Annotated in this window: 15 protein-coding genes; 11 read left to right on the forward strand and 4 right to left on the reverse strand. The window is 57.7% G+C overall.

The annotated features are described in order from the left end of the window. Nucleotides 1–125: 125 nt before the first annotated feature. Together SH661x_RS21230 and SH661x_RS21235 are read left to right on the forward strand one after the other, a co-directional pair. Nucleotides 126–1,790: an NADPH-dependent assimilatory sulfite reductase hemoprotein subunit gene (locus SH661x_RS21230; RefSeq protein WP_437225804.1), complete on the forward strand. Its 1,665-nt coding sequence runs from the start codon at nt 126–128 to the stop codon at nt 1,788–1,790. Between the two features lie 395 nt (nt 1,791–2,185). Beyond that, entirely contained in the window at nt 2,186–2,854 is a 669-nt protein-coding gene (locus SH661x_RS21235; protein ID WP_437225806.1) for a hypothetical protein, read from the forward strand. Nucleotides 2,855–2,868: 14 nt separating this feature from the next. Here the strand turns inward: SH661x_RS21235 and SH661x_RS21240 are convergent, their stop codons facing one another. Then, the gene (locus tag SH661x_RS21240) at nt 2,869–3,546 is read right to left on the reverse strand and encodes a 7-carboxy-7-deazaguanine synthase QueE (protein ID WP_437225808.1); all 678 of its coding nucleotides are present in this window, start codon (nt 3,544–3,546) and stop codon (nt 2,869–2,871) included. A gap of 400 nt (nt 3,547–3,946) precedes the next feature. Between SH661x_RS21240 and SH661x_RS21245 the strand changes: the two genes are divergently transcribed. From SH661x_RS21245 to folD, 9 genes are all read left to right on the forward strand, one after another. Further along, nucleotides 3,947–4,192, forward strand: a complete 246-nt coding sequence (locus SH661x_RS21245) for a carbon storage regulator (RefSeq protein ID WP_437225810.1) — start codon at nt 3,947–3,949, stop codon at nt 4,190–4,192. 368 nt (nt 4,193–4,560) lie between these two features. Then, entirely contained in the window at nt 4,561–5,634 is a 1,074-nt protein-coding gene (locus SH661x_RS21250; RefSeq protein WP_437225812.1) for a S1C family serine protease, read from the forward strand. Between the two features lie 84 nt (nt 5,635–5,718). After that, on the forward strand, nt 5,719–6,747 hold the full coding sequence (locus SH661x_RS21255) for a phosphotransferase enzyme family protein (protein WP_437225814.1): 1,029 nt from the start codon (nt 5,719–5,721) through the stop codon (nt 6,745–6,747). 70 nt (nt 6,748–6,817) lie between these two features. Continuing rightward, complete coding sequence (cmk, locus tag SH661x_RS21260; RefSeq protein ID WP_437225816.1) at nt 6,818–7,486, forward strand: (d)CMP kinase; 669 nt, start codon at nt 6,818–6,820, stop codon at nt 7,484–7,486. A 203-nt stretch (nt 7,487–7,689) separates the two neighbouring features. Next, nucleotides 7,690–8,163, forward strand: coding sequence for an FHA domain-containing protein (locus tag SH661x_RS21265; protein ID WP_437225818.1), 474 nt, complete (start codon nt 7,690–7,692; stop codon nt 8,161–8,163). Between the two features lie 2 nt (nt 8,164–8,165). Then, the gene (gene rsgA / locus SH661x_RS21270) at nt 8,166–9,299 is read left to right on the forward strand and encodes a ribosome small subunit-dependent GTPase A (RefSeq protein ID WP_437225820.1); all 1,134 of its coding nucleotides are present in this window, start codon (nt 8,166–8,168) and stop codon (nt 9,297–9,299) included. Between the two features lie 104 nt (nt 9,300–9,403). Next, complete coding sequence (locus SH661x_RS21275) at nt 9,404–11,161, forward strand: hypothetical protein (protein WP_437225822.1); 1,758 nt, start codon at nt 9,404–9,406, stop codon at nt 11,159–11,161. Between the two features lie 112 nt (nt 11,162–11,273). Further along, nucleotides 11,274–12,179 (forward strand): dihydroorotate dehydrogenase electron transfer subunit, encoded by a 906-nt coding sequence (locus SH661x_RS21280; RefSeq protein WP_437225824.1) that lies wholly within the window; start codon nt 11,274–11,276, stop codon nt 12,177–12,179. A gap of 109 nt (nt 12,180–12,288) precedes the next feature. Continuing rightward, complete coding sequence (gene folD, locus SH661x_RS21285; protein ID WP_437225826.1) at nt 12,289–13,158, forward strand: bifunctional methylenetetrahydrofolate dehydrogenase/methenyltetrahydrofolate cyclohydrolase FolD; 870 nt, start codon at nt 12,289–12,291, stop codon at nt 13,156–13,158. A gap of 7 nt (nt 13,159–13,165) precedes the next feature. Here folD and SH661x_RS21290 read toward each other — a convergent pair whose 3' ends face one another. From SH661x_RS21290 to SH661x_RS21300, 3 genes are all read right to left on the reverse strand, one after another. After that, on the reverse strand, nt 13,166–13,615 hold the full coding sequence (locus SH661x_RS21290; RefSeq protein WP_437225828.1) for a thiol-disulfide oxidoreductase DCC family protein: 450 nt from the start codon (nt 13,613–13,615) through the stop codon (nt 13,166–13,168). A 266-nt stretch (nt 13,616–13,881) separates the two neighbouring features. Continuing rightward, the gene (locus tag SH661x_RS21295; RefSeq protein WP_437225830.1) at nt 13,882–14,517 is read right to left on the reverse strand and encodes a sigma-70 family RNA polymerase sigma factor; all 636 of its coding nucleotides are present in this window, start codon (nt 14,515–14,517) and stop codon (nt 13,882–13,884) included. Nucleotides 14,518–14,533: 16 nt separating this feature from the next. Further along, the gene (locus SH661x_RS21300; RefSeq protein ID WP_437225832.1) at nt 14,534–16,957 is read right to left on the reverse strand and encodes an ArnT family glycosyltransferase; all 2,424 of its coding nucleotides are present in this window, start codon (nt 16,955–16,957) and stop codon (nt 14,534–14,536) included. Nucleotides 16,958–16,989: the final 32 nt, after the last annotated feature.

A 16,989-nucleotide genomic window follows, 5' to 3' on the forward strand; every position in this document is an offset into this window, starting at 1 on the left:
TTGTCGCAATCAATTGAATCGAAATTCCGATCCCACCGAACAATTGAGTGACTGGCCTGGTCTAACACACGTTCAGACGGTCAATCCTCCCCACAAAAATACGCCTCAGGCACTGGATGCAGCAAATGTCGAATGAAAAGCTCAGCAAGATGGAAGGAGTCAAGGAACAAAGCCGTTTCCTGCGAGGCTCGATTCAGGAAGAACTCACCAATGCCGATCCCACGTTTTCGGACTACAATGCAGGATTGCTGAAGTTCCACGGAACCTACCAGCAGGATAACCGCGACGATCGCAAGAGCGGCGAAAAGCAATACTCCTTCATGGTCCGCAGCCGTATTCCCGGCGGAAAAGTTACCGCAGCCCAGATGCTCGCGGAGCTCGATCTGGGTGACAAATACGCCAATGGCACGGTCCGGGTCACCGACCGGCAGGGCTTCCAGCTGCACGGCGTGCTGAAGGGAAATCTGCGAGACACCATTCGCGGAATCAACGAGAGCAAGCTCTCGACGATGAACGCCTGCGGGGACGTCTGTCGAAACTTCATGTGCTGCCCGGCCCCTTACAAGAATAACCCGGTCCGCGACCAGATGCAGAAGCTCGCGGATGAACTGGCCCACCACTTCCGCCAGCAGTCCGGTTCTTACCACGAGATCTGGCTGAAGGACGGAGAAGAGTCGGAACTGGTTCATCAGACTGCTGACGAACCGATCTATGGCCGGACTTACCTGCCCCGCAAATTCAAGTTTGCAATCGCCCTGCCGGAAGACAACTGCGTCGATGTCTATACGCAGGACCTGGGGCTGATTGCCGTCGTCGAGAACGACACGATCATCGGCTACAACGTCCTTGTCGGTGGCGGGCAGGGGATGACCCCCGCCAAGAAAGACACCTTCCCGGCACTCGGATTCAAGATGACGTTCGTTCCCCCCGAACAGGTCATCGCCGTCTGCGAAGCGGTCGTGAAAGTGCAGCGCGACTTCGGTAACCGCGAAGACCGCAAGTTTGCGCGACTCAAATACCTGATTGCGAACTGGGGACTGCCGAAATTCAAAGCGAAGGTTGAAGAGTACTTTGGTGCTTCCCTTCCGGAGCCTCACGCTGCCGACATCATCGAAGTCGATGACCATATCGGCTGGCATGAGCAGGGGGACGGCAAGCTGTTCCTGGGGATCAACATTGAAAACGGCCGCATCAAGGATGAAGGCGAACTGCGTCTGAAGGCCGGATTCCGGGCCCTGCTGGCCAAGTATCCGCTCCCGCTGCGACTGACCGCCCTGCAGGGAGTCATTCTCTGTGACGTAGAACCGGCGTGGAAAGACGATATTGAGTCGATCCTCCGCAGTCACGGTTTCAAACTGCACAACGAACTGACACTGGCACGGCGATACTCCATCGCCTGTCCCGCCATGCCGACCTGCGGTCTGGCTGTCACCGAGTCGGAACGTGTGATGCCCCATGTCATGGACACCATCGACGCCGCCCTGGCCCAGTGCGACCTCGCTGGCGAACGGATTTCTGTCCATATGACCGGATGCCCCAACGGATGTGCCCGCCCCTACACCCCCGACATCGGACTGGTCGGGAAAGCCCGGGGCAAGTACACGGTGTATCTGGGGGGGAACGCACAGGGGACCCGCCTGGGATTCCTCTACAAGGACATGGTTCCGGAAGAAGAGATCGCCACACTGCTGACACCCATCTTCACGCGGTTCCGCGAACAGCGACAGCCTCGTGAGTCGTTTGGGGACTTCTGTTTCCGGATTGGGAAAGAGTCACTCGCTGCCGGCTGACAGGCTGCCAGCCGATCTGCCGCGTCGATTGATCGCCGACCACCCGAAAAAGGGGGTCTGGACAGGCGGCTGCGCGGTTCTAATCATTAAAGATGGATTGCACGGAAAAGATTCTTCCTAATCCGCGCAAGTTCGCTGATGTTCTGGGGAGTCCGCATCGACCGCGGTCTCCCCGACCGGCTCTATTCGTCCATCAATTCGCGATAACATCTCCCATCTTTCCATCACCGGAAGGGATGGGCACTTAAGTTGCGTCTGCCGCTCCGGCGTCTCGAACTCTCTCTTGTTGAGATGAGATCATGATTTTGCCATCCAGAAAAATGGAAGCGGTTGCACCACGGAGGAGACCCCATCCCACGCCGAGGACACGGCGGCAGAGATTCGACGATCCTCTCATGAATCGAACGATCAGCCACGTCCCTGTTCAGGAGACTCCGTTTCAATCCCTGGTCCGCCAGCTCGGCGAACAGGAATTCCGGCGGAGGCTCTGGCACTTTCTCCCCGGTGTCATCGCGCTGACGATGGCGGGGGTCCCCCATCGCGAGACCGTCCGCCTGTGGGTGATGGTCCTGGTCGTGATCTGCGGGATTTTCCTCCCGGCGCTCGCGGCCATCCGTTATCAGCGACTCTACTGTCGCAGCGAATGCGAAAACCTGGGGCCCTCCATTTTCGGGTATGTTCTCCCACTTTCGGTCCTGTGCCTGCTGTTCCGATCTCATATCGAAATCCCGCTGACAGTCGCAGCGATCATCGCCTTTGGAGATGGGTCAGCGACACTTGTCGGGCTCCTGGTACGAGGGGCAAAAGTCCCCTGGAACGCCGCCAAGTCCTGGGCAGGGTTGTTCGCGTTTGCGGTCTGCGGTTCCCTGCTGGCTTCCACGGTGTACTGGATTGCCGCACGCCATCATGCGGACTTCTCTCACGCGTTTCTCTGTGTGGCTCCGGTCGTCGCAGTCTGCAGCTTCTTGGAAACTCTTCCGCTGAAACTGAATGACAACATCACGATCGGATGCTCCTCAGCCCTGTTGCTGGTCGCGATGCAGACGTGGGTCATCGGCTGGTGAACGCTTGAGGGGAATCACGTGCCGCGAGTGTTCCCGAACAGCTCGATGTGCAGTCGGGGTGACACCTGCCAGCCCCGCTTCTCCGCTTCGGTTCGAATCCAGGTCAGTTTTTCACGCAAGGACTCCATCTGGGTCCCCTGCGGCATCAGATAGATTTTGTCTGGTTGCAGATGGGGGAATTCCCGCAGGTAACTTTCGACATCGTCCAGATCCGCCGGCTGATCGATGACGAACTTGAACTGATAGTCGTATTCGGTCGTCAGCTGGCGGATGACGTCTGGCCGGTGTCGACGTTGATCATGCCGCGCTTCCCAGGACGTCCCCCGCGGAGTGGAGTTTGCCCGCTTGGGGCTGATGGAGATCAGATCGGCAGCTGTCTTCCGGTAGACCGTTCCGGCCGTTTCAATCGTGATGACACATCCTCGATCCCGAAGCGACTGCGAGAGAGGGACGATATCCGGGATGAGCAACGGTTCGCCGCCTGTCAGAACCATATGCCGGGCGGTGTAGCTGGCCGTTTCTTCCAGCAGACTCTCGAGACTGCGTTCGACCCCTTCCGGATGCCAGGAGGTGTAAGGAGTGTCGCAGAACCAGCAGCGGAGATTGCATCCTGAAGTGCGAATGAAGCCGCTCGGGACGCCAGAATACCGCCCTTCCCCCTGCACCGATTCAAAGACTTCCGAAATCCACATGATCGAAGCGGGGTTTGACTCTCTTACACGAATTGCTGGGGTGAATTCCCGATTTTACACAGCTTCGTTCGAATCAGACAGCCTCGCGACATGCCTGCGGAAATCTCCGCCCCACGAAACATCAACGCAACCAATTCATTCATTAAGACTTACAAAAACAGCCCACCCCCTGAAGGTTCGCAACAAAAACATTTTGGCACGTGACGTGCATATCACTTTTTCATCACACCTTCGACTCACTTTCCGAGTCAACCTTCCCTCAACACAACTTTTGCCCTGATTCCTGACGCGGATGTGTCCGGGAACACGATCTGGCAGCTCCCCGCTTCCAGTCGATGTTTCGCTTCACATCTGTGAGCGGAGCCAGACTGCAAAATCCTTCATCACATCGGAGAGCATCATGCTGGTGATTTCACGCAAAACAGAGGAATTCGTGCAGATCGGTGACAACATTATGGTGAAGATCATCAAGTGCACGAACGGCTCCGTCAAAATCGGCATCGAGGCACCGGGAGAACTCCGCGTGCTGCGGGGTGAATTGCAGTGCGAACCTTCGATGCTTCCGAAGGCTCTGCCCAGCTATCGTCGCAGCGGTTTGAATGAGCTCTGCGAAAGTGAAAATGCGAAGTTGGCGGAAGCGATTTAATCCGCTGGAATGCCGGTCAAGATCATTTTCCAAATAATCTCATCGTCCGTTCTGAATCTGCCGATTTTAACGGTGTCTCGGGAGAGCGGTGAGAGTTTCCGGCCGACGGCAACTCAAGGGGGGCGCCCTTCTCCCGATGACGGATTGCGAACACGGTTCTTAGCTGGCCGCTTCGCTCCACAGTCCAGAGCCACTGGACTCTCTGAACCGCACGAGCACTCGTGCGGTTTTTTTATTGGACCGCATCAGCATCCTCACCTGGGATCAATTCTCAACTTTCTGGCTGGATAGCTGACAAGCAGGACTTCGGATGGGTAAGATACTTCGGCGGTTTCTGCCGTTGTCGTTTTCACTCGAAGAGGTTGTGCATGTCTCCTCGCACGCTCATTTCGAAATTTCTTCAGCACAGCCTGCTGGTCTTCGCCATCGCATCTGTCTGCTGGCATTCATCCGCGCAGGGGCAGGAGGCTGTTGAGCCGCTGGGTGATGGCGAAATCCTGACTGGCCAGCGAATGCGATACGCATTTCGAGAAGTGGTCCGGCAGGCTTCGGAATGGACCGTCAGTGTCCGTGCGGATGGCAAACAGGTGGCTCTGGGGACTGTCGTGGGAGACGACGGGTGGATCCTGACCAAGGCCAGCCAGATCAATAAGGCCACGCAGGTTCAACTTGCCGACGGTCGACAGTTTCCGATCGACTCCGTCAGGCATTACCAGAAACTCGACCTGGCACTCCTCAAGATCAATGCGACCGACCTGAAAGTGGTCCTCTGGGAGAAGAAAGACCCCGAGGCGGGAGTCTGGATGATCACCTCCGGCATGGCGCCCGATTTCGTCATCGGCGTAGGAGTCCTCAGTGCTCCACGCTATCAGGTCCCACGCTCGGACACGCATGGATATCTGGGAGTCGAACTGACCGGCGATCAGCTTCCCAAGATCAAAAAGGTCTTCGCTAACAGCGGAGCTTCCAATGCAGGTCTCAAAGAAGGGGACCTGGTTCTGGAAATCGACCAGCGGTCCATCACGACTTCCGAACAGCTGATGAAAACTCTCAAGGGGTACCGTCCGGGTGACACGCTCTCGCTACGTGTCCGCAGGTCGGAAGAAGAGTTCGCCTACTCTGTCACACTCATGCATCAATATGGTGACTTCCTCTCCCGGATGGCGTTTCAGAATCAGATGGGGGGAGAGCTCAGCTACCGCCGTGATGATTTCGAAGCTGTTTACCAGCATGATTCCGTGATCGGCCCGGAGGAGTGCGGCGGACCTGTGGTCAACCTGGATGGTCTGGCCATGGGGATCAACATCGCCCGGGCGGGACGGACCGAAACGTACGCCCTGCCTGCGGACCTGATTGAGCCGCTGATTGAGCAACTCAAGCAGGGGACGTCATCTCCACTTCCCACTTCGGAAGTCCAGTTTCAGGGCCCCGAGGCAAAATAGGCGTTTCTGATCTCAGGTTGGCAAAGCCGCATTTGCCCTCGGAACCTGATGGCTTCGAGATCATTCTGATCCGGTGTTGTCGTGATGAGTCCCCCATCGCTGGAGAAAACGACCCTGAGCCGGGTGACCGCCAGATTCCTGGGCAGGAGTGATGCGATTCGCACTGCGACACCCGTCACCGGCGGGTTCAGTGAAGCGATTGTTTTCAAAGTTGAAGCCGATTCCGGGATGTATGCCTTACGAGGATGGCCCGTTGGCAGCTGGCCTCTTCCCCGCGTGCTCGAGCGTCACCGCTGGCTGAAGGACTTGTTCCATCACGGGATTCCGGTTGCCGTCCCGCTTCGGAGCTTAGAATCCCCGAGTACCGTCGTTGAAGACGGGGCGAGTGCCTGGCAACTGGAACCCTGGCTGGCGGGAAGACCACTCTCAAACCCCGAGATGAATCCCCAGTGCTGGCGCAGCCTGATGCATCTGCTGGCGAAGTTTCATCAGATCTCGAGCTCGTATGAGTGTACCTCACAGGGGACCCAATGGTTCCAGACGCATCCGCATCAGCTGGTGGGGACGCTCTCAGAGCGGCGAAAGCTGATCGCCGAATGGAACGATGTCAAACTTCTGAAAACGCGTCAGCTGCTGATGTTCGATTCTCATCCCTTCTGCCGGACTTCGATAGAGGTGCTGAAAGAGTTCACCCGACACTCCCGGCAGATCGACGAAGAGCTCTCACAGTGCGAACGCATCCCAGCGCCAGTCTTCCCCTGTTTTCGTGACTTGTGGAAAGACCATGTTCTCTTCAGTGAAAACAACGTCACAGGACTGATCGATCCGACTGCTGCCCGCACCGACCATCCTGCCTCGGACCTGTCTCGGTTGCTCGGGAGTTTTCTGGGTGACGATCGAGCCGGCTGGAACGTGGCTCTGGCGGAATACTCCTCCGCCCGCACCCTGTCTGATCTGGACCGCCAGCTGATTCACGTGTTCGACAGAAGTTCGGTTCTGCTGAGTGGGATGACATGGATTCGTCGTTGGAGCAACCAGGCCATTCCGGATCATCAGATGCCACATGTCGTCGAGCGCATGCTGGCGATTCGCGAACGACTCCGATCACTTTGATCCGACCGCCTCTCGTGTAAGATAGGACCTTCTCAACGAGGTGCGACACATACGTGGAAAGAACCGCTGAATGATTGTGACGATTGATGGACCGGCCGGAACAGGAAAAAGCACCGTCGCAAGACGACTGGCTGAACAGCTGGGATTCCAGTTTCTGGACACCGGTTCGATGTACCGCATGATCGCCCTGCGGACACTTTCAGCTGAGTTGAATCCTGAAGACCACATCGCAATTGCATCTCTGACCGCCCGGTCCCGGATGGAACTGGTCAATGGACGGATTCTTCTGGATGGAGAAGATGTCGGCGGATCGCTGCGGACGCCCGAAGTGACACGGATGGCCTCTCTGGTCGCACAGATCCCTCGCGTCCGGGAGCAGCTGGTGCAACGACAGCGTGACATCGCCAACGCCAGCAATGTCGTCTGTGAAGGGCGTGATCAGGGGACGGTGGCCTTTCCCCATGCCGAATACAAGTTCTTTCTCACGGCGCAGGCAGAGGAACGAGCGCGCCGCCGGCAGCTCGAACTGGAAGCGCAAGGGGAAACCGTCGACTTTCAGGCACTCCTGCAGGAACAGAAGCTCCGCGATCAGCGGGACCAGGAACGATCGGTCGCACCATTAAAGCCGGCTCCGGATGCCGTCGTGATCGACACCACAACGCTGTCCCTCGACGAAGTCGTGCAACTCCTGCATGACCGCATCCGACAGCAGCGGCAGGTTGTGCAGATGCAGCAGTGATTCATTTTTGCCACATCTTCCAGGCACTCTCTCGACAACATTGCACACGCTGGGGGCGATGCGCAAATTGACATCCCCGGCCCTGCCCGTAGAATTCGAAGAGGTTCTCAATTCATGTTCGGGTTCGGCGATTCCGCCAGATTCGCGTCACAAAGCATCATTCCTCAGCGGGCAGCTGATCGAAGCAGAAGGAACGGGTTGAAATGCTCGGAGAGCTGATTCCATGTGGAGGGGGAGACCCGATTCCACTGCTCCAGCCAAAATTGGTCGTTGGTCGACGAAGTAGTTGCGATATCGTTCTGATCTTCCCGAACATTTCGTCCCAGCACTGCGAGTTCGAACTGCTCAACGGGTACTGGCAGCTGCGAGACCTCAACAGCCGGAACGGTGTGAAGGTCAACGGCGAACGGGTCGATTCGAAGTTCCTCCACCCGGGCGATGTCATTTCCATTGCCAAGAACAATTTCGAAATTCAGTATGAGCCGACCGGCGAGCCCCCTGCAAATCTGGAAGAAGACCCGTTTGCCATGAGTCTGCTGGAGAAAGCCGGTCTGCAGAAAAGAGAGGAAGAGCGGCGACGCAACCCCCTTCCACCAGCTGCCAGGAAAGGCCCGTTGGGGAAAGACTTCGACGCCGACGAAGATGCGGCCATGGACTGGCTGATGGGCGACTCCTGAAGATGTCTGCAGCCAAGAAGCACTCTCGAAAGATTCGAGTCGCGTTCCGCAAGAACCGCGGGAACCGATCGCAGCAGCCGAGCCTCTCCGCTGATGACCTGCAGGATTCCGACTACGTCGAGGATCTCGAGAGTGGCGAACGCATCTCCGGCAAAGGGGAGTTGAATCGTTTCCGGACCATCGTTGCGACAGCAGGCTCGGATGGCGAACTCATTCGGGAGATCGATCGCGACAAATGCCTCGCGGGCCGGGTCCTCACGGCTGTTGGTGCGAATCAATGTCGCGTGCAGGCGGACGACGGAACGATCTATCTTTGTTCGGTAAGGCGGCTGGTCCGCACCCTCGCACGGGATGGTCGCAATGCCGTCGTTGCAGGGGATCGAGTGCTGCTGACGCCTGAAGGGCCCGCCAGCGGAGTGATCGAGCGTGTTGAACCTCGCAAGAGTGCACTCAGTCGAGTCAGCCGCAACCAGGCACACGTCATTGTCGCGAATGTCGATCAGGCTGTGATTGTCGCTTCCGTGGCAGAACCGAATCTGAAACCGCCGCTGATCGATCGCTTTCTGTGCAGCACCGAGAAGGGCAAAATTCGCGGCATCATCTGCATCAACAAGATCGATCTTGGGAAGTCGCACCTGCTGCAACCGCTGATCGGACAATACCGTCGCCTGGGTTATCCGGTCGTCGTCACGAATGCCCGCAGCGGTGAAGGAATCCCGCAGTTGCGCCGCCTGCTGCATGGTCAGGAGACCGTCTTCACCGGGCAGAGCGGGGTTGGAAAATCGTCACTGCTCAATGCCCTGCAGCCGGGACTGTCTCTCTCAACCGGGTCCGTCAGTCAGGACAGCAGCAAAGGCCGACACACCACCCGGATGACGCAACTCCTTCAACTCGACTGCGGTGGCTGGGTCGTCGACACCCCCGGAATTCGAACCTTGCAGCTGTGGGACGTCCAGAAGGAAGAGGTCGAAGGACTGTTGATCGACTTCCGTCCCTTCGTCCGTGACTGCCGCTTTCCAGACTGCACGCACACTCATGAAAGTCATTGCGGAGTCAAACAGGCACTTGCACGGGGAATGCTCTCCCCGCTGCGTTATCAGAGTTATGTCCGGATTTTGAACGGGGATGACAGCTGAACGGAAGGACTGCCGAGCTGGCTGACATCATCAGGCGTGGAAAACTCTTCGACTCGCGGGTATGTTGCAGATGGTCAATCGGTTCTTCCTGTAATCGGCTTCCGATGATGCCTCGACGAACTCTGCTGCTGGTGCTGCTGTGGCTTTCAGTCAACTGCCACCCCGCGCGTGCCGCAGACTCTCCTGAGGTTGCAGCTGCCATCGAGCGGGGACTGCAATATCTGCAGAAGCAGATCTCGGCAACCCCCGCCGGGGGACATCGCTCGCTGGTGGCACTTGCCCTGATCAAAGGGGGTGTTTCCGCGGAGTCAGTCGAGATTCAGACCGCCCTCAAAGAAGTGTTGAACCGATGCACTCCGGAAGGCTATTCGAATCGTGATGGCATTGCGGGAATTTATGCGGCCGGGGTGGATGCCACCTTGCTGGTCGAGCTGGATTCAGTCAAATATCAGCCGCAGCTGCAGGCCATTGGAAATTATCTTCAGACTCAACAGTCAGAGACCGGAGGCTGGGATTATCCTGGAGGAGCACGGTCCGGGACGGCCGGTGATACCAGCGTCACCCAGTATGCCTGCCTGGGGCTTTGGGCGGTCGAGCGGGCAGGAGTCAAAGTGGATCCGCAGGTGTGGGTGCGTGTGCTAAACTGGCATACCCGCTACCAGAGCCTCGATGGGGGGTTCGGTTACACCCCCAGCCTGACCCCCGGGGGCTCGTCGACGACCAGCAGCGTCAACATGTCGGTCAATGCTGTGGGCAGTCTGCACATTGCCATGCTGCACCTGTCTCCCGACTTCCAGCCCCTCAGGCAAAGCCGGGCCAAGAAAGAAGTCCCCAGCACCGCGAAGAAATTCGGCGTCCTGGAGGAAGTCAAAATTGAGGAACGCAAAGTCGAGCGTGCCCCCGCCATCCCGGAGGACTCAATCCAGGCTGTTCGCAAAGCATTCTCCTATGTCGTCAACCGCTATACCCCATTGAACGACGAAACAACCGAATTCAAGGGTTACTTCCTCTACTCCCTGGAGCGAATGGCTGCTCTCGCCGACGTCCATCAGCTGGGCGAACGTGACTGGTATCAGGAGAGCTCCACCGCCCTGCTGACACGGCAGCAGCCGGACGGGTCATGGAACTTCGGCGCGGATCGCTCGGGCCGGGACACTGCCTTCAGCGTCTTGTTCCTCACACGTTCCACCGCCAAAGTGATGAATCGCGTTCCGGCAGAACAGGGTTATGGAGACGGGACGTTAGCGGGAGGAAGAGGCCTGCCTGATGACCTGATGGAGGCTCGATACGATGGCCGTTCACTGAAAGGGAAAGAACAGCAGGCCCCGCCCCTCGACAAGCTGCTGGCAGCACTTCAAACCACCGGCGAAATCAATCTGGATGAAGTTCAAAATCAACTCGTCACTCAGGTTCAACTGGGAGATCGACGGGCATTGATCGGAGAAGTTCAGCAGCTGCGCAAGCTGGCGACGCACTCGAGTCCGGAAGTCCGCCGAACGGCAATGTGGGGAATCGGTCGGAGTGAACGCCTGGATCTCGGGACAATCCTGATTCAGGCTCTGAACGATCCGGATCTGGGAGTGATCATCGAAGCCAGAAACGGACTGTGCTGGCTGAGCCGCAAACCGAACGGATTCGGCGAAGTTGAGGATCCCCTGGCGCAGCTCCCTGCTGATGCAACCGAGCAGCAAAAGACAGACTCCATCGCCGGGTGGCACCGGAGCCTGATTCTGAACTGGGGTCGCTGGTATCTGGAAGCCCGGCCCTTTGCCGATCGGGGCGACGCATTCGAAGCGGATCTACGCCGGCAGATGCGAGAACTCCAGCAGGATCCTGCCCCTCCTGCCGTTTCTCCGCAGTAAAACCGGGTCGTTCCCGGATTTTCGCAAAGAGTCTCGCAGTTTGCTTGTCCGGCACACGCCTCAGGTGCCAGAATGCACCCATCTCAAAAGAACCATCTGAAGGTGCATTTCCGTGATTCAATCGTCTCCCACATCAGACTTGTGCGGCCTGATGCCTCACGCGGGCCAGTACCAGGCGTCCGTCATTTCACAGCGGGAGCTGGCTCATCAGACTTATGCCGTTCGTATCTCCTGCCCGGATGTCGCCAAACTGATTGTCCCCGGCCAGTTTTTCATGATTCGCCCGTCACAGGGAAGCGATCCCCTGCTGGGTCGACCGTTTGCACTTTACGACACCGTCCTGAACGACCAAGGCGAACCGGTTGCCTTTGAATTCGCTTACCACGTCGTCGGGAAGATGACATCCCTGATGAGTCAGTGGCAGCCCGGCACCCCCGTCGAGATCTGGGGACCGCTGGGGAACGGGTTTCCGCGTTTCCGGGGGAAGCATCTGCTGTGTGTCGGAGGGGGAATTGGTTATACGCCTTTTCTGGCGGTTGCCCGTGAAGCATTGCATCTCCGCGAATACGGTGAAGGAGCAGACCGAGGGACGTCCCTGCCGGCGCCTCGGGTTTCGTTCTGCTACGGTGTTCAGTCGAAACGGTTCCGCTCGGATCTGACCGACTTCAATCCGCTCAAAGGCCTGCAGACTTACCTCACCACCGATGACGGTTCTGAAGGACGGAAGGGGTTTGTGACCGAGGTTGTCAGCGAACTGTTTCTGCAGGCGGGAGACGATCGTCCCGACGGCGTCTACTGCTGCGGTCCCGAGCCCATGATGCACGCGGTCGCCAAAGTCTGCGAACTGGCCAAAGTCCCTTGCTGGCTGTCGCTGGAATCCCCCATGGCATGCGGCTTCGGTGCCTGCTTCAGCTGCGTGACACGCGTCCGGGACGCATCCAGCCCGGACGGCTGGGATTATCGTCGTACCTGTGTGGAAGGTCCAATCTTCCGCGCGGATCAACTGGCCATCAGCTGATACTTGAATTCATGCTGAACTGAACATCGAAAACGGACGACGGCTGATCACGAGTCGTTGACCAAGCGAGTCTCTTTCGAAAACACTGATAGATTGCTGGAGAATACTGGTGACGGCGAAGATCATTGACGGTAAAGCCACTGCAGCCCGGATGAACGCAAAGCTCGCAGAACGAGTGCAGGCATTTGTTTCCAAAACTGGCGTCACACCCCATCTGGCCGCTGTCCTCGTCGGCGATGATCCTGCCAGTGCTGTCTATGTTCGGAACAAACAGCGGTCCTGTGCCCAGGCTGGTCTGCACAGCACGCTGCATCAGCTGGGAGGCCAGACCACTCAGGCGGAGCTTCTGGAGCTGATCGCCCGACTCAACGCCGATCCTGCTGTTCACGGAATTCTGATTCAGCTTCCTCTTCCACTGCAGATTGATGAGAAGACGGTGCTGGATGCGGTTGTCCCCCTCAAGGACGTCGACTGTTTTCATCCGGAAAATGTCGGACTGATGGTGCAGGGACGACCCCGATTCCTGCCCTGCACGCCGGCCGGTTGTCAGGTCCTTCTGGAAGAGGCAGGCATTCAGGTGAGTGGAGCTCATGCTGTCGTGATCGGCCGCAGTGAAATCGTCGGCAAGCCGATGGCTCTTCTACTCGTCCAGAAGGGAGCCAACGCCGACGCCACCGTCACCATCGCTCACAGCCGGACGAAAAACCTGGCCGAAATCACCCGGCAGGCAGACATCCTGATCGCTGCCGTCGGCCGGGCCAACACCGTCACTGCCGACATGGTGAAGCCCGGAGCCTGCGTGATCGATGTGGGAACGAATCGCGTGGATGGCAAACTCGTCGGGGATGTCGATTTCGAAAATGTGAAGGAAGTCGCCGGCGCGATCACTCCCGTCCCCGGCGGTGTCGGCCCCATGACGATCGCCATGCTGCTGGAGAACACACTCACCGCAGCAGAACTTCAATACCCGGTTTCCTGAAACGCATTCAATCAGACTGCGACTCCGGTGGATTGTGAATCTCACAACTTCCCGACTGGCAACGGCCCGTGAGTCGCAGTCGATTGCGGGCAAAGAGTGAGTACCCGACATCCAGAATCTGTCGCACTCCCGGCAGGCGAGTGAGTGCAACGGCCCACCGGAAGCCGACCGCTCCGTACAGCCGTCGAAAGACTTCGACCCCCTTGATGAGCGTTCCGTCGGGGAGTCGACCGTAGATCTCGGCCATCAACTGTTCGTGCGTCACCCCGAGCGACTCCGGATGAAAATCGGGTGCGCACAGATCGGTGAAGCGGATCCGTTTCAACCTGTCCAGCCGCCTGAGCATGTCGATTTCCCGACGGCACAGCGGACACTCGCCGTCGTAAAAGACTTCGACGTCTTTGCCAAACGGAAGCTTCTGAATTTCCGATGATGGATCATTCAACGCAGTCGACATGGTTCCTCCGGTCATCTCAAAGACCGAAATCCTGGCTGAAAATTAACTGCCTTTCCGGAGTATCCGTGAGTCAGATTTACCACGGAGACACGGAGGATTGCTTGGATTCTTCCCGGACAACGGAACAACTCAATCATCAGCGAAAACATAGGAGCGAGACGAGCTCACTCATTCGCCGAATTCGCACCATTCGCGGTTCACACTCTTCTCCGTGTCTCCGTGGTGAAATGCAAACTTCATTCCCACAACCGGTCGAGGGAAACAACCTATTCGAGTTCTCTCTCCATCAGAACGGCTTTCAGCCTGCGGATCGCCCGCAGATAGCGCATGCCGGCGGCCGCTTCTGAAAGATCCAGCGCCGTGGCGACTTCACCATTTCCCAGGTGCTCGACATGCCGCATGATGATGATCTCACGGTCAAGATCCTGCAGCTGGTCCAGTGCATCCAGGAACCGCTGTTCCAGTTCTTTGCGGATGGAAGCAGCTGCGGGGGTCAGTTCATGATCCGGCAACTGGGCGGCCAGATCCAGCGACGATTGATCGCCGAACTTCGCCTGCAGCGACTGTTCCCGATCGACGGTTCTTCGCTGCGCGTGGTGACGACGATGCAGGTCGATCATCCGGTCCTGTGCAAGCTGCCGCAGCCAGAGATGAAAGGGGAGTTTCGGATTTTCCAGATAGTCCTGCAGTCGCTTGTTCGCTTCCAGCAGCACGTCCTGCACGACGTCACTGGCGTCAACGCGGCTGGTGATCCGGCGATCCAGTCGATAGTGGACCAGCTGTCGCAGGGCTCCTCGATGCCGTTCGAGCAGTGCGTTCGTGGCAGCGGTATCACCGGCAGCGGCAGCCTTCACCAACTCCTGAGTCTGATCATGCTCCGGCCAGATCGAGTTGTCGGACATCAGTTGTTCCGTGAGTCTATTCGGGAGGCGTGCTGACAGCGGAGGACGCTTCCTCCGCCTTCTCACCAGTATCAACCCGGAAGCACTGGTACTGCAACATCTCCGGTCGACCGTGAGAGACAATCTTCAGTTCCGGCGCCCAGCGTTCGATTTCGGCTTTCCAGCTGCCGTCCACACGATCCCACGAGCGAAGGGCAATCGACTCCGGCAACGGGACGGGAGACAGAACGCCCAGTTGAACCAAATCCTGAAACCGCGCAGGAGTAGCGTAATCGGTGAACCCGTATGTGGTGCGGTATCTCAGAATCTCATTCCAGTTGACGAACACATGAGTGATCTTTTCCTGGAGAAACTTCTCCCGGATCTCCTCCGTCGACTTCAGAGTCCACGTCCCGTCGTCCATCGGAATCGAGGTCCATAACTCAAACAGATTGTGATCGAAGACCGTGTTGTAGGCGTACGGGAAATGAGCGTTGAACAACTCCGCTTCGCCGACAAACAACACCTTCGAATCCGCGGGGAGCTTCAACCAGTCGACAATCTTCACCGACTGCGTCTGAGTCTCTTCCTGAGCAGCAGCGTAGGAAGTGAGATACGCGTTGTACCCGCACAGCGGCGTTGTGATAAAACCAAAATTGTAAATCGTCGCCACGATCACCAGTCCCAAAGCGATTATCCTCACCAGCAGCGGAGAAGGATTCATAGCCACAGCTCGCTGTTTCGCTTTTCCTTTCCCCTTTTGCAGGTTTGCTGTGAGTTGAACTTCGTTCTTCCGGTCCAGGCCAAGCACGTTCGCCAATCCGCACCCAGCAAGAACCGCCATGACCGAGTTCATTGGAACCCAGAAGCGGTCAATGCGGTGAGTGAGGAGATACCAGCCGGCCAGCAGGACACCGGCGTACGCTGCTACCCAGCCGACCGTGCGTTTGTTTTTTCCCAGAAACGCCAGCGGTGCCAGACCAAAGAGAAGCGGAGACTGCCAGTCGTTCTTGTAGAAGACCCCCGCGAAATCGTCCCAGCTCCCGGCCCAGAGTCTTGCCGGGTGAGCAGACTGCCACTTGCGATGAAGTGATTCGTTCCAGTCCACTCCCCCGAAAACTCCGTACAGCAGCGGGTACACCGGATTGCCGGTTTCAAAAAGGTTCTTCAGCATCCACGGGCCAAACGCGATCAACACCCCGCCGCCATACACAAGCAGACTGAGTGCGGCAGTCTGAAAACGGTTCTTCGATTCCATCCACGAACAGATCGCCACAGCGACCGCAAATGGAATCGCCACCAGAATCATTCCCGGGTACTTCGTCGAAACGGCGCTGCCAGCCAGACACCCGAGGACCAGAAGCTCTCGCCAGAAAGGGAGCCTCCAGGGGTTCTGAGCACCGGACTCATCTGCAGCGAGAACTTCCGTCACAGATGCTCGTTCTTTCCAGATCTGAAATGCGAGCAGCGAGAGGACGACATAACAGCAGAGTGCCCCTTCGGTGTAGGCGATGATGGAAATCCGGTATGTCCACGGCGCAGTAAGGTACGCCAGAACGCCCATCCATCCTGCAGCCGGTCCCCCCAGGCGCCTCGCAGCGCAGTAGACCCCCAGTGCAGTTAACGGAGCAAAGAACATCAGCACAGTCTGACCGACGTACGCACCGCGTTCCCAGTCTCCACGCACCACCATTCCCGACAGCGAAAGCATCTCCGTCAGGAACGGAAAACTGGTGTAAACATCATGTGGCAGAAAGTGGATTCGGCCCGCGAGGAAGTATTCTTTCGGCCCTCCCAGGTGATACTCCTTCACATCGAAATCGGTCGGCGGAAGCATCGAGCCCAGTAACATGCACCCCAGGAATGGAACGCAGGTCATAACAACGATGAGTCCCAACCACCGTTGTCCCCCATCATTGGCCGACACCGCAGCGTCAGACCGCCGATCACGATGTCTGAAGTCAGAACTCCAGCTCAACCAGATCTCAGCCAGAATTACCGCCGCCATGGCGACGTCAAAGAGCGGACCGGAAAGTAAACCGGCAAGTCCGCAACCCAGCGTCCACAACGAGACTGCCGAAACTCCCAACCCCCCAGCCAGTGCCAGCTGGTCCTCGGCCCTGAGTGCTGTCAGCAAACCGAGACCGCGAAGGATCAATCGCCCCGCAGCGATCACACTGAAGACGATCAGCAAGGCTGCCCCGAGGACATCCAGTCTCTCACTCAGATTCGACCAGCTGGATGACGCTTTTCGATCGGGATCCCCGACAAACAGGCTTTCATAAATCTCGGGCAGAATTCCGATCACATCGAGCCGGTCGATCGTCCGTTCGCTGTTGGACGCATTCGGAAGTGGAGTGGTGAAAAACAGGCACCAGAACAACACCAGCCAGGCGACCGCCAGATACGGGGCCAGCCGTTTTAAAGGAGACTCGTGCTGCTCAGGTGACGGAGTGTTCATCGGGTGAGGTCACAGAGGAAGCGTCGTGAGTT

This window comes from Planctomicrobium stercoris (assembly GCF_051465655.1).
Lineage (GTDB): Bacteria > Planctomycetota > Planctomycetia > Planctomycetales > Planctomycetaceae > Planctomicrobium.